Origin of the sequence: Terrabacter sp. Ter38, assembly GCF_024519435.1 — a bacterium.
In the GTDB taxonomy this organism is placed as follows: domain Bacteria; phylum Actinomycetota; class Actinomycetes; order Actinomycetales; family Dermatophilaceae; genus Terrabacter.
In genome coordinates, this window is sequence record NZ_JALJRZ010000016.1 from 23,660 (window position 1) to 37,713 (window position 14,054).

At 65.6% G+C, this 14,054-nt stretch carries 5 protein-coding genes and 5 pseudogenes; 4 read left to right on the top strand and 6 right to left on the bottom strand.

The genetic code is table 11. The features are described 5' to 3' along the window. Window positions 1-486: 486 nt before the first annotated feature. The 3 genes and pseudogenes from NR112_RS21890 to NR112_RS21895 all read left to right on the top strand — a co-directional run bounded on the left by NR112_RS21890 (window position 487) and on the right by NR112_RS21895 (window position 6,505). Window positions 487-4,503 (top strand): DUF4962 domain-containing protein, encoded by a 4,017-nt coding sequence (locus NR112_RS21890; RefSeq protein ID WP_256796400.1) that lies wholly within the window; start codon window positions 487-489, stop codon window positions 4,501-4,503. Between the two features lie 288 nt (window positions 4,504-4,791). Beyond that, window positions 4,792-4,911, top strand: a pseudogene (locus tag NR112_RS23250) (hypothetical protein); the annotation flags it as partial. Between the two features lie 481 nt (window positions 4,912-5,392). After that, a complete protein-coding gene (locus NR112_RS21895) occupies window positions 5,393-6,505 on the top strand; it encodes a site-specific integrase (RefSeq protein ID WP_256796401.1) in 1,113 nt (370 codons plus the stop codon). A gap of 374 nt (window positions 6,506-6,879) precedes the next feature. Here the strand turns inward: NR112_RS21895 and NR112_RS21900 are convergent. The 4 genes and pseudogenes from NR112_RS21900 to NR112_RS21915 all read right to left on the bottom strand — a co-directional run. After that, window positions 6,880-7,071: pseudogene (locus tag NR112_RS21900) on the bottom strand (IS256 family transposase); the annotation flags it as partial. Between the two features lie 12 nt (window positions 7,072-7,083). Then, window positions 7,084-8,160 (bottom strand): IS110 family transposase, encoded by a 1,077-nt coding sequence (locus NR112_RS21905; RefSeq protein WP_256796402.1) that lies wholly within the window; start codon window positions 8,158-8,160, stop codon window positions 7,084-7,086. A 208-nt stretch (window positions 8,161-8,368) separates the two neighbouring features. Continuing rightward, window positions 8,369-9,436 (bottom strand): annotated as a pseudogene (locus tag NR112_RS21910) (IS256 family transposase); the annotation flags it as partial. A gap of 167 nt (window positions 9,437-9,603) precedes the next feature. Continuing rightward, window positions 9,604-10,780 (bottom strand): annotated as a pseudogene (locus NR112_RS21915) (IS3 family transposase). Window positions 10,781-10,849: 69 nt separating this feature from the next. Here NR112_RS21915 and NR112_RS23255 point away from each other — a divergent pair. Next, window positions 10,850-11,064: pseudogene (locus tag NR112_RS23255) on the top strand (IS630 family transposase); the annotation flags it as partial. Window positions 11,065-11,126: 62 nt separating this feature from the next. On the opposite strand, the gene NR112_RS21920 reads toward NR112_RS23255, so the two are convergent. Both NR112_RS21920 and NR112_RS21925 read right to left on the bottom strand, forming a co-directional pair. Next, window positions 11,127-12,923, bottom strand: a complete 1,797-nt coding sequence (locus NR112_RS21920) for a hypothetical protein (RefSeq protein ID WP_256796403.1) — start codon at window positions 12,921-12,923, stop codon at window positions 11,127-11,129. Between the two features lie 293 nt (window positions 12,924-13,216). Beyond that, the gene (locus tag NR112_RS21925) at window positions 13,217-14,053 is read right to left on the bottom strand and encodes a hypothetical protein (protein WP_256796404.1); all 837 of its coding nucleotides are present in this window, start codon (window positions 14,051-14,053) and stop codon (window positions 13,217-13,219) included. Window position 14,054: the final 1 nt, after the last annotated feature.

Below are 14,054 nucleotides of genomic sequence, written 5' to 3' on the forward strand. Positions count from 1 at the left end.
AGCGGTTCCATTGCGACAGTGACGCGCTCGTGTCAGCGGACGACGCAGGTGGTCACCACCGTCGCGCCCTTGCTGGCGGTGACCTTCGCGCGGAGGGCGGCCGCCTCCAACCGATCGCTGCCCGTTCGTACCGAACTTCGCTGATCCGTGAACACGGGCGGCATGTGGCTTTTACCCTGACCCGGGATCATCGGACTGGGAGGGCGAATGTCCAAGGGAGCAACGCGCGTCGCGGCGGCCAAGGGGCGAGTGGCAGCCATGGTGCTGATACTTGTTGCGGCGTTGGTGCCGGTGCTGGGAGAGACCTCTGCCGGGGCCGCCCCTGGCGCGCCATCAGGGTTGGCGCCGACGGCGGGAGCGGCAACGACGACATCCCCCCTGCTGTCATGGAGTCGCCTCACTGGTGCCACCGAATACGACGTTCAGGCATCTCTGACGGCGGACTTCTCAACGACGCTGTTCTCACAGTCCACGACGAACCGCCAGATGGTACCCACGAGCCTGCTTCCAGACGGCACGGTCTACTGGCGCGTTCGCGCGAAGGACTCCTCCGGCGCCGGCGGGTGGGCCTCGACATCGATGACCGTCAAGCCGCCTGCAGCGCCGACACCAACGGGGCCGGCGAACGGCGGCCCGACGCTCAAGCAGCCGTCCAGCCCACCGGTCCTGTCGTGGAAGGCCGTTCAGGGCGCGGCGATGTACCAGGTGGAGGTTGACCCGGACGGCGACTTCATCGGCGCCGCTGTCTACTCGACCCAGACCACGTCCTTGGTGCTGCCCGACCCCGTCGCCAACGGCACCTACGCCTGGCATGTGCGCGCCCAGCTCACCAACGGCCTCTACACCGCCTTCGGACCGGCCTGGAAGTTCACCATCGGCGCCCTCGACCAGGTGACCGCGACGTCGCCGGCCGAAGCCTCGGCCGTTGAGGACGTCTACCTCGAATGGCAGCCGGTCAAGGGCGCCAAGACGTACGAGCTCCAGGTCAGCACCGACCAGGACTTCAACACGATCATCGACAGCAAGACCAACATCAAGAGCACCCGCTACAGCCCGGGGCAGACCTACCTCAATGACCAGTACTACTGGCGGGTGCGCGCCCGGAACAACCAGGACGAGACGATCGACTGGGTCGCGGTCACGCCGCTGAAGAGCTTCCAGCGCAACTGGCTCGAGAAGCCCACTCTCGTCTACCCGCCGAGCAGCGCGGCGTCGGTGGTGGGCGATGACCTGTACTTCCAGTGGACGCCGGTCGTGCACGCCACGCGCTACCAGCTGGACATCGGCACCGACCCGAACTTCTCGCCGAGCACCTACCAGACGTGCATCACCGCCTCGACGACGTTCACGGTCGGGTACCTCGAGGGCCGGGACACCGCCTGCACACCCTCTCAGGGTGTCGTCATGTACTGGCGGGTCCGCGCGCTGGATGCCCCTGCCAACGTCCAGGGCATCTACAGCTCGATCTCGACCGTCCTCTACGCCTCTTCCGCGGTCCAGCGGGTCAGCCCGACGAACGGTGCCACCGTTGCGGTGCCCACCATGACGTGGCAGGCGGCGCAGGATGCGGAGAAATACCGCCTGACCGTGGTCGACCGGCAGGGAAACACCGTTACTCAGGTCGACACCTACGCGCTCAGCTGGACGCCGTCGGGCAACTCCGGCTGGGATCCGGCCAGGGGCCCGTACGGCTGGACGGTCCAGGCGGTCGACGCCGACGGGAAGACGTCCCCGAAGTACGGCAACTGGACGTTCGACCTCAGCCCGACGGCCGGTTCTGCGACGAGCCCGGAGCCGACCTACTCCGCCGGCCCCACTCCGCGGTTCCCGACTCTGACGTGGACTCCGGTCACGGGAGCGGCCTACTACCGCGTCGACGTCGGCGTGCACAGCAGCGGCTTCTGGTTCACCTCCGCCTCTGCCCCGCTCACGAGCTCGAACTGGCCGTATGCCGCCGCGAGCGACACCGGGAAGTCGCTCATCACTCCGGGCCAGTACGACTGGCAAGTGGAGGCGTTCGCCAGCAACGGTGCGCCTCTCGGGCGCGGCAGCGTCGGCACGTTCACCATCAGCGAGCTCGCTCCGGTCGCCGGCCGGCAGATCGCCCTGACGGGGCAGCGACTCGACACGCTGACCGCCTGCTCCTTCTACCTCGACGCGCCGACGGGCTCGCGCATGTGCGAGAACGTCCCGGCCACTCCAGTGCTCGACTGGCAGCCGGTCACGGGCGCTGCCTACTACATGGTCTACATCGCTCGAGATCGGGAGCTCACCAACCTCGTCCAGACCGCGAGCACTGTCGGCACGAGGTGGACTCCCACCTCCTCGTTCGACATCGAGGCCTTGGCCGACAGTCAGGCAGGCCAGGCGTACTACTGGTACGTCCGCCCCTGCAAGGCGGTGAATGTCTGCGCGCCGGACCCTGTCTCCACCGTGAACTCTGCCACCAACGCGTTCAGCAAGCTGTCGCCGCGCGTTGCGCAGCAGTCTCCGCCCAACGCCAGCACCGTGAGCAACGCGGTGACGTTCACGTGGGCGGACTACCTCGCAACCAACCTCGCCACCACGTACGGCGAGACGGGCGAGAAGAGCAACCAGGCGGCCATGCAGTACCGCATCCAGGTGGCAACGACGAGCTCGTTCTCCAACCTCCTCGACAACCAGGTCGTCGACCAGGCGACGTATACCGCGTGGGACCGGACCTATCCCGAGGGAACGTCCTACTGGCGGGTGCAAGCGATCGACGCTCGGGGCAACGGTTTGCAGTGGTCGCAGACGTGGTCCTTCACCAAGTCGAGTCCCGCGCCTGCGCTGACGTCGCCGCAGGGAGCGGTCGGGCCCCGCACGACCGCGTGCCCCAGCGCCACGGTGACGGCCTCCTGCACCTCCGGTACCTCGCCATTCGTGTGGGCCCCGACTGACTTCGCCGGCGGCTACCAGCTCGAGGTGTACAAGAACGACGACGCGAACTGGTCGCCCTCCAACCGCGTCATCAGCGTGATCACGAAGCAAGCGGCCTTCGCGAACGCGACACCGCTGCCCGCCAGCTCGTCCGCGTACGTGTGGCGGGTGGCTCGACTGGACGCGGACGGCCGTCCCGGGCAATGGTCCGCGCCCGGTCGGTTCTACTCGATCGGAGCCTCGCCGACGCTCACCACACCGACGACGGGATCGATGGTCAATGGCTTCGCGCCGTACTTCGCGTGGTCGCCGACAACGGGAGCTGTCAGCTACCGCTTCGAGCGGCGGGCGGCGGGCACGACGACGCTCACCGAGCAGGTCGCGACGAACGCCCAGGCGTACGCGCCGACGCGGATCATCGACTCCGGAAGCTGGCAGTGGCGCGTCGTCGCCATCGACGTCCAGGGCGTCGAGATCGGCTCCAGCGAATGGCGTCCCTTCGTGGTGGACAACGCCCGCGGCACCTTCACCGCCATCACACCCCGGCGCGTCCTCGACACCCGAACGGGCCTGGGAGCCGCGAAGGCGAAGGTCAGTGCTGGCGGGGTCGTGAACGTCAGCGTCCCCGGTCTGCCCGTCGGCACCACATCGGTCATCCTCAACGTCACGGCAATCGCTCCGACCACGTCGGGCTACGTGACGGTCTATCCCGCCGGCGCCGCTCGCCCCAGCACCTACAACGTCGTCTACGCCACAGGGCGAAGTGTCCCGAACATGGTGGCCACGAAGGTGGGGCCCGGGGGTCAGGTCTCCCTGTACAACTCGTCCGGATCGGTCGACCTGGTCGCCGATCTCGCCGGCTACTTCGCGCCCGATCTCGGTGCCGGTTTCACGTCGGTGAGGCCTGCGCGGGTCATGGACACGCGCTCCGGAGTCGGAGGCCAGAAGGGGGCCCTCGTTGCGGGCAAGGTCGTGACCCTCAAGATTCCTGGCATCCCAGCGGGTACCAAGGCGATCACGGCCAACGTCACCGTGACGGCGCCCACCGCGAATGGCAGCCTGTCGCTCTACCCGTACGGGGTGACCCGCCCCAACGTGTCGAGCCTGAACTACGTCAAGGCCCAGACTGTGTCCAACCTGGTGACGGTAGCTGTCGATGCCGGTGGTCGGGTCAACGTCTACAACGCGGGTGGCTCGACCCAGGTGATCGTCGATCTCGTCGGCTACCACTCGGTCGGGCAGGGGAACAAGTACCTGGCGGTCGGTCCGAGCAAGTTCATCGACACCCGGATCGGAATCGGTCTGCCCAAGGCCAAGGTCACGGGCGGCACGACCAGGTCTGTCGTCATCCCAGGCCTTCCGGCCGGAACGACTGCGGTCGCTCTCAACGTCACCGTGTCCGCTCCGACGAGGGCCGGCTTCGTGACCGTCTTCCCCTCCGATGCAAGTCGCCCGTCACCGTCCAGCATCAACTTCGCCGCCGCTCGGACCATATCCAGCATGGTGGTCGTGCGTCCGGGCGCGGGGAACAAGGTGAGCTTCTACGTGAGCAGTGGCGCAGCTGACCTGGTGGTGCACGTCGTTGGCCGCTACACCCCCTGAGTAAACCTCAGCGCGCGGAACCTGAGGACACCTCTGACCCCGTTTCGGCCCAGGCCGTAACGGGGTCAGAGGCATTGGAGCCACCGAGTTGTGGCTCACAGGGTCGGCGACATCCGAACGCGACACTCGCGGTGTCAGGCTGGCAACCGGGGCAGCGATTCGGACTTGAGTCCGTTTGCATGATGGTGGTTGAACCATGAATCAGCCTTGTGTCGTCGTGTCAAGCACCCGTTCCGGCCGTATCGGCCCCGTGGCCGAACGGGTCTCCGCCCAGGCGCCCACGGACGAGTGGCAAGTCGAAATCGTCGACCTCTCGACCCTCCGTTGTTCGACGATGACGACGAGTCCAAGAACGACGACTACGCCAAGCCGCACACCAGGGCCTGGGTCAAGCAGGTCTTCGACGCCGACGCCCGCGTCGTCGTGACTCCGCCGTACAACCGCAGGTTCCCGGCCCCGATCAAAACCGATCGACTACCTCTTCGCCGAGTGGCATCACCGCCTCGGTCGGGTCCGTCGGCGACTCGTACGACACCGCCGTCGCCGTCGCCGTCGCCGTCGCCGAGGCACTCAACCGGCTCTTCAAGTCCGAGCTCATCCGCCGCCAGGGCCCCCGGCGGACCCTCGAGCACAGTCGGACACCTGCGCGCCGAAGCCCACACAACATGACAGCCCCCGACCAGCGTTTCCGCTGATCAGGGGCTGTCTGGTGCTGGTGGGCGATACTGGGTTTGAATTTCATTCCGGCACAATCGTGAAATCTGGCGCTGACCTCACAATATGGACTCTGACCTGCGACGATGCTAAACAGTGGCGCGTTCTTATCGTGGACAGGAATCCCCAGGGAAGTACTCTGGTGGTCCACGTCTGGTCCACGAAAGGCGAATCTGTGTCCACCCCGAAGCGTCAGTTCGGCGCGATCGAGCGGCTTCCCTCCGGCCGCTATCGCGCCAAGTACCGGGGGCCGGACCTCAAGCGCCACAACGCTCCGCACACCTTCGACTCAAGGATGGACGCCGAGGCCTGGCTCACTGACGAGCGCCGAAGGATCAGCCGAGGCGAGTGGGCTCCCCCGGTGAAGCCACGGGATGCACCAATGGCCGAGACCCTGGGAACCTACGCCGAGAAGTGGCTGCGGCGACGCGACCTCAAGCCGCGCAGCCGCGAGCACTACAGATCCATCCTGAACCGCCACATTTTGCCGACGTTCGGCGACGTGCCGCTCAAGGCAGTGACAAGCGAGGTCGTCCGCGACTGGTACGCAGACCTGGAACCAGATCACCCGACATTGCGAGCACATGCCTACTCGCTACTGCGGACCATATTCGCCACCGCGGTCACCGACGAGAAGATCACATCGAGCCCATGCCACATCCGCGGCGCGGGCACGACTAGACGCGCCCGCAAGATCCAGCCGGCCACGCTGTCCGAACTCGAGGTCATCACGGCGTCACTCCCGGTGAAGTACCGGCCGCTGCTCATGCTGTGCGCCTGGTGCGCTCTCCGTTTCGGCGAAGCGACCGAGTTACGCCGGAAGGACCTTGACCTGACAAACGGCGTGATCCACGTCCGACGTGGCGTTGTCCGCGCCGAGGGCCAGACGATGGTCGGATCTCCCAAGTCCGAGGCCGGTGTCCGCGACGTGGCCATCCCGCCCCACCTAATGCCAATGCTCAAAGCCCACGTCACGGCGATGCCGATGCGAGGTAAGGACGCACTGTTGTTCCCCGCCACCGATGGCGTCTCGCACATCGCGCCGAGCACCCTCTACAGGGTCTTCTACCCGGCCCGGCAAGCCGCTGGACGGCCGGACCTTCGGTGGCACGACCTGAGGCATACCGGGGCAACGTTGGCCGCACAGACCGGTGCGACGCTGGCCGAGCTCATGGGCCGTCTCGGTCACTCAACGCCGCAGGCCGCTCTGCGCTATCAGCACGCCGCACAAGGCCGCGACGCCGAGATTGCCGCCGCGTTGTCACGTATCGCCGAAGCCACCAAGTAAGCCCCCGCATGCCACGCCTCGCACCGGGCCGCCCGACGGGGTCACATCCGCGCACAGAACGGTGCCTCCCTTCAGCCGCTTGCCGGGCCCGAACGTGGCCCGGCCCCTGAGAAGCCGACACATCCGTGTCCTTTCGCCCAGATAGACGCACACTCGAGCACCTTTGGGAGGGAGCGGGGTACGTCAGCCGAACGGTGCAACTGGCGTTTCGCGGTTAGCGGTTCTCCGCTTATCGCATCCGGTCGGCGAAGGTGATCGGGGGACCGCATGCCGGCCCCCGACCGAGCCGGGCGCTTCGCCTCCGGTGCCTCCGGGCAGACGGGGGTCAAGTCCGTATCGGTGGTGTACGACGGTGATCCGTCGGGGTCGTTCGGTTAGGCGGTGATCGCCGCGGCGATCAGGTCGTTGGTCACCTCCTCACGATCGTCGTCGGTGGTGCGGTCGGTCAGGACGGCTCGGGCGTTCTTCAGCGCTTCCAGGCCGAGGTAGCGGCGTTGTTCGGCCCACTCGTCGTGCTGCTCGGCCAGCACCGCTCCGACGAAGCGGATGATCGCCTCCCGGTTGGGGCGCCGCTCTCGTCAAGCGGCGGCGGCCGTGGTGCCTGGTCGTGGTGGTTCTTGGGCTTGGAGGTCGCGGAGCATGGCTCTGTACACGACGGCGGCGAGGTGACGCTTCAGGCACCGTCGGGCTTCGGCTGCGCTCTTGCCTTCAGCGCGTTTGCGTGCGAGGTAGGTGCGGGCGTCGGGGTGCCAACGTGCCTGGGACCGAGCGATCGTGTACAACGCGCGGTTGAGCTGACGGTTGCCGCCGCGGGCGAGGCGATGACGGGTGGTGTTGCCGCTGCTGGCAGGGATCGGCGCGGAGCCGGCGTGGGCTGCGAAGGCGGCCGCGGAGGGAAAGTGCCGGGCGTCGTGGGTCTCACCAAGGATCTTGGCGGCGGTCAGTTGTCCTACGCCGGGAATGGCGAGCAGGTGCTCGTGGGTGTCCTGGCGCAGCTGGTTGGCGATTAGGACCCCGAGTTCGGCAGTCTCCTTGCCCAGTGCAGTCAGCCGCCTGATCGCCACCAGCGCCAGGTGTGCCCGCACCGGGTCGCTGGTCCTTTCCTTCATGGCCAGCACGCGGGCGCGCTGCAGGGCGGCCTTACTGGTTAACGCTCCGGTGACGGCCCGGTGACCGGGACACAGGCCAATCAGTAACGCGTGCAACCGGTTCCGCACACGGATCTGCTCTTGCACAAGCTGGTCCCGTGCGTCGACCAGCAGCTTCATGTCCGTGTTCAGATGCGCCGCGTCCATCCGAGGCAGGGTGTCCTCGCGGATGGCGACGCGGGCGATGATGATCGCGTCACCCTCATCGTCCTTCCCTCGGCGACGACTCGTGCGTCGTCCGTGGGCGGTCAGGTGCGTGGGGACGTCGACGACCTCCTCCCCGGCAGCCAGGAGCAACAGCGTCAGCGGACGGCCGAAACCCTTGGCTCCCTCCACGGCGATCTCCCGAGGAACGGGCAGCGCCTGCACCCAGGTCAGCATCCGTCCCAGCTCGGAACGGTCTGTGCCTGTCTCGAGCTGGGCAACGACCCGGCCTCGGGAATCGACTGCCGCGGCCGCATGGACCTGGCTGTGCGCGTCGATACCGACGGTGATGACATCTCGCATCAGCAACTCTCCTTCAACCCATCGACGATGAATGTTCGTGGTGGTCGAGGACAGTCCTGCCGTTCGGTCAGCACGCCGCTCTGAGGTCACGCGACCACCGGTGTAGCGAGAGCCCGGAGGGACTGGCCCTAACCGGGTCAAGGCCCTGCGGCCCGACAGAAAGATTCCGGGTCACCCCCGGGCTCCCAAGGCTCAGACAACCACGCAGGAAGATGCCGACGACGTCGGTGCGGCGGCGGATCTCACGGTTGAGGCGCTCGTTCGGGTTGTTGGACCAGATCTGGCGCCAGATCTCCTTCGGGAAGACGGTGAAGGCGAGGATGTCGGCGCGGGCGAGCTCGAGGTGCTCGGCCACGGCGGGGAGCTTCTCGTACAGGCCCTCGAGGACCCGGTCGAACTGGGCGTTCACGGCCTCGGAGTCGGGCTGGTCGTACACCGAGTGCAGTAGCGCCTTGACCCACCCCCACTGCGACTTCGGCGTCACGGCCATGAGGTTCGCGGCGTAGTGGGTGCGGCAGCGTTGCCACGACGCGTCCGGCAGGGTCGCCCCTATGGCCTCGACGAGGCCGGCGTGCGCATCGCTCGTGACAAGCGCGACGTCCTTGAGGCCGCGGGCCGTCAGGTCCCGGAAGAACCCGAGCCAGCCGGCGCCCGATTCTGTTGTGGCCGTGTGGATCCCGAGGACCTCACGGTAGCCGTCAGCGTTGACACCGGTCGCGACCATCACCGCCACCTTCACCACACGGCCGGCCTCGCGGACCTTCATCGTCAGCGCGTCGGCCGCGACGAACGTGAACGGCCCCTCGTTCAGCGGTCGGGTGCGGAACGCGGCGACCTGCTCGTCGAGGTCCCGGGCCATCACCGACACCTGCGACTTCGACAGGCCGGTGATGCCCAGGGTCCTGACGAGCTTGTCCATCCTTCGGGTGGACACCCCGAGCAGGTAGCAGGTCGCGACCACCGTGGTCAGGGCCGCCTCCGCGCGGCGGTGCCGCTCGAGCAGCCACTCGGGGAAGAACGTCCCTTCGCGCACCTTCGGGATCGCGACGTCGATGGTGCCGGCGCGGGTGTCGAGGTCACGATGCCGGTACCCGTTGCGGGAGGTGACCCGGTCCGGGTTGCGGGTGCCGTACTCGGCGCCGCACACGCTGTCGGCCTGCGCCGAGAGCAGGGCGTTGATGAAGGTGCCGAGCAGCTCGCGCATCAAGTCGGGACTGGCCTGGGCCAGCTGCTCATGCAGGAAGACGTCGGGGTCGATAATGGGTCCAGCGGTCATCGTGGTGTCCTTCTTCGAGTCGTTGTGAGAGATCACTCGAAGGATCACAGCGGTGACCGCACCTGCCGTCAGCAGGACACGCTCACCGGGATCGTCGTACACCACTCTGCTGGACTCAACTCAGACGGGACCGCTGACGGTCTGGTTGACAGGGGTGGTGTGGGGTTTTAGGCCGCGTGTGCGGCTGCGTAGATGGTCTCAAACTCGATGGGCGTGAGCTTGCCGAGTGGTCGTTGTCGGCGTCGGCGGTGGTATGTCCTTTCGATCCAGGTGACGATGGCCAAGCGCAGCTGCTGGCGGGTGTCCCAGCGGCGGGTGTCCAGGACGTTCTTCTGGAGCAGGGCGAAGAAGCTCTCCATGGCGGCGTTGTCGGCGCTGGAGGCGACCCGTCCCATCGACCCGAGCAGCTCGTGCCGTTCGAGCTCGTGAACGTAGCGTCGGGATCGGAACTGGGCGAGTTCAATGGGTCGTTGTGGACCACGCAGCCGGCGGTGACGTCGGGGCCGCCGCGGCGCGTGACGGCCATCTGGAGGGCGTCGACGGCCAGGTGTGAGGTCATCCGGTCATCGATCGAGTACCCGACGATCCGACGCGACCACGCGTCCTTGACGGCGCACAGGTACAGCTTGCCCTCGCGGGTCGGATGCTCGGTGATGTCGGTCAGCCATAGCCGGTTCGGCTGCTCTGAGGTGAAGTCGCGTTCGACGAGGTCATCGTGCACCGGCGGTCCGGGCCGGCGTGACTTGCCGCGTTTACGGGCGTGCAGGGACACGATCCCAGCTTGGGAGCACAGCCGCCACACCCGCCGCTCGGACAGGTCGTGGCCGCCGTCAGCGAGCTCGTCGGCGATGAACCGGTAGCCGAAGCCCGGGTCGTCGGCGTGGACCTCGACGGCGGCGTTGGTGGCGTAGGCGTCGACGAGGTGGTGCTCGCTCACCGGTGCGGCAGCCCAGGCGTAGAACGCTTGGCGGGAGAAGCCCGGTACCCGGCAGGTCACTGCGACGGGAATCCCGTCAGCAGCAAGGTCGCGGACCAGCGGGTAGCTCATTTTGGGGACTGACCCAGCTTCAGGTTCGCTTGGGACAGGTAGGCGGCGGCTCGACGCAGGACCTCGTTCTCCTGCTCCAGCAACCGGTTTCGCTTCTTCAGCTCGCGCAGCTCCTCGGACTCCTGCCGTGTTGTGCCGGGTCGGATCCCGTCCTCGACGTCGGCGGTCTTGAGCCAGTTGCGCAGGCAGGACTCGGAGATCCCGAAGTCTCTGGCGACCTGGCCGAGCGAGGCCTCGCCGCGCCGGGCGAGGGCCACCACGTCGTCGCGGAACTCCTTGGGGTGGGCTGCAGGCATGGTGAACATCCTTCCAGCGGCGACCTCCGTCGCCACAGGTCAGGTGTCAACCAGACCGTCAGCAGTCCCGGCTCCTGGCTGAACCTCGTCGAGGGCTGGTTCGGCATCATCGAACGCCAAGCCAGCCACCGCGGAACCTTCGGCTCGGTCAAAAACCCGACGCGAAGATCCGCGCCTTCACCGACGGCTGGAACGACCGCTGCCACCCCTTCGTATGGACCAAGACCGCTGAGCAGATTCTCAAGAAAGCGAACCGTCAGACCACTTCAAACACGAGCCACTAGACGCAGCCTGGCGGGCCGCCTATCACCGCCGCGAGCGATAGCGCACCCTCCACCGGTCCCCATCAGCCGGAGATCATCCTCTGCAGTACGCGGACCTGGTCGAGCACGAGCGGCTGCACGTTCGCCGCCACCTCCGGGTTCTCAAGTCTGAGCTCTTCGTATGCATGCACCAGTCGGTCGATCCCGACGCGATAGTCGTCCGGTTTCGGTACACCGAAGTGTTGCTTCGGAATAGGGTGAGTGATTCTGTCCCACATGTCCATGAATCGTTTGTAGTCAGTTCCCCATCCTTCTGTGACACCGTCGCCAGTGAACGTTGTGTCCGCTTTAATGGGGTCGCGCCACGTAACGTCGTCGCTGGCGCTGGCCCGCACCTTGACTACGAACCCGGATACACTTGGATGGTCGGAGAGCAACAGCACCCCGGTTTCCGGATCTATAGAGAAGTCGAGGTCGACATAGGTAACCACACCCTCCGGATGTACGGAAGCGACGCCGGTCAGACCTACCGGCTGCACATCACCGACATACCAATTGACGTCTACCGCCGATGGCCCGTCGGTTGTCCCGGCCCCGCCGAGTCCGTACACAACAGGTGTGTAGGTTGCGGTGGTTAGCGTCTGTCGCCTCTCCCAAGTGAATGGGCCCGCCCATTCCCATCCCGGGGCAAGGCGCCGCTCGGAAGACAGGACCTTCTGCACTTTTGACTCCGCCTCCTTTATGGAGACCCATGGAGCGTACGCACGGCCCACCCGCACACGCACGTATCCCGGCTTCTCTTGCTGCACGGATTCTTGGCTCACTGTCACGGTTGCCAAACCACGCGAGGTGTCGACTCTGAGGTCGGCATCGGCGCATGGGAAGACAATGCGACCGGCGTACCAAACGGCCGTTGCGGTGCCTTCAGGAATGTCCTTTACCACGTGCACAACAAGGCCACAGTTGTCACGTTCCGTGCCGACATTCGAGAGACCGCCGTCCCATCGAGAAGACCAATTGAAGTCGAAGGGCTGCCGATACTCGACGTAGACGCGGCCGCGCGCGGCGGGATCCTCGTCTATGGGGTGATAAACCAAGAGTTCCGGGTCGCCCCCAACTCGGTGGCCGGCCGGGTGGAGGGTGACGAGCGAGCTGTCGCCGCCCTCGTATATGTGTCGTACCCGTCCTGTGGCCTCGAGTGCTGCGGGCTTGGCGAAGTGGAGGTTGGCCCGAGAGAGCATCGGACCGGCCTTCAATGCGTTGGGGAAGTTGTCAATGGCCTGATCGGGTGTCAGCACCAGCGTTGGGTCTGCTGCACCGAAGGCGGCAGAGGACATCAGGTCGTAGGGATCCCCGTACACCTCAAATCTTTCCCCCGTGCCCGACCAATCTGCACCAGTATTCAAAAGCCCATACGTGTGGAAGAAGCCTAGAGCATGTCCGATCTCGTGACAGAAGAAGGTCCGATCCCCGGTTGTGGGAAGAATGCACGAAGATCCAGGCCCCTCGGCCCCGTGCGTGCCTGCGTCGTATCCCACTCCACCTGCCGACCCAGGATGAACGAACACGATCAGGCCGTCGTAGGGCGCCAGATCCACGCCGGCGTTCTGCGCCGCCGCTCGCGCAACATCCAAAATCGCCCCACGGCTGGTCTTGGCCTGTCCCGGCGGTTGTGGAGGCGGCAAGGTGACGTCGTACGACCCGAAGAAGTCTAAGCGTGAAAAGGTGAACCAGCCCTCGGCGTTCTCATCCCAGTACCTGAAAACTGAACTCTGATCACTCAGCATCAGCCGCGTAGCCTGTTCGATCGTCACCGGCGGGTACGCAGCAGACGCGTCGTTTCGCACGAGAACCACTGCAAGTCGTCGTTGTTCGGACATAAGACTTCTCCTGTTGGGCGATCTAGGTCATGGCCGCGTTAGTCGAGGTATCCGGGGATGCGGTCACCTGGTCGCAACTGTTCGATCAGGAGCCGACAGGTGTTCTCGCGCACGAGGCTGCCGGCAGCAAGGACAGTGATCCGTAGGGATGCGTCGTCGTTGAGGCCGTCCAATGCCCACGTGATATGTGCGTCCGTTGAGCTCCGGTCATAGCGGGGAGCACGGCCACGGTGCAGGGAGCCCAGAGGGGTTGCGCGACTGTCAGATTCATAGCCTGCCTGGGCACCCAGCCGTCAAGTGCACCGGGCGCGCACTGCCGCACGGACCCGGACGGCACCCAAGGCAGACCAGACGTCGTAAACCGCTTGCGGCGTTTGTTGTCCTAACGCCGCCCGAACGGAGTATCCCGTCGGTACCACCCACTGATCGTGGAGATTCGACCAATAACTCTCAAGTCCCACGTCCCGACTTAGTCCAGGCAGTCGCAACTGGACCTTCGGCGCAAAGTCGCACAGCTCGTTCTCCCCTGGATTCTTGGCATTCGGGGGTGGAGTGAGGCGATATCCAGACGCGCCATCCGGATCAGTGCAGGCCTCGACCAGTTCATGGGTAAAGACAGATGCCAAATCCCCCCAAATGTTCTCGACAGTGTTCCCTGAAAAATTCAACACAACGCCGAAGTCATAGTTGCGACCATTATGCGCGAAGAAGTAGTGAAAACCCCCCGCGTCGGTGTGTTCGCTGAGAACGGGCTGTGTTTGACTACTAATGATAGCCATATACAGCGTCTGCTCCCCCTCAGGGCGAGGAGCCGCATCTATGTTTACTCCAAGGGCGTCGGTGATCTCTTTGTCGCTGATCAACTGTACGGTCGGAATGTACTGGCGGGGATCCGGTGCGATCTTTCCGATGCTTGTCGGGCCATTGCTAACAGCGACAATTTCTGCTTTACAAATGCCCTGATATTGCGCAAGGTATGACATATACGGCGTGGCCAACGTCGCACGAAACATCGCCTCTGCATCTGACCGCGATGGGAGACCCGCATCAGTCCAGCCGTCCCCCATGAAGACGAGTACGATCCTCGCCCGGGTGATGACCCGGCCGCCGTCTGGCTTACTGGCCTTCACG

Coding starts and splice junctions, on each gene's coding strand:
- NR112_RS21905 (WP_256796402.1), bottom strand. CDS start 8,160: ATGCGAGATGTCATCACCGTCGGTATCGACGCGCACAGCCAGGTCCAT.
- NR112_RS21920 (WP_256796403.1), bottom strand. CDS start 12,923: ATGTCCGAACAACGACGACTTGCAGTGGTTCTCGTGCGAAACGACGCG.
- NR112_RS21890 (WP_256796400.1), top strand. CDS start 487: ATGGTACCCACGAGCCTGCTTCCAGACGGCACGGTCTACTGGCGCGTT.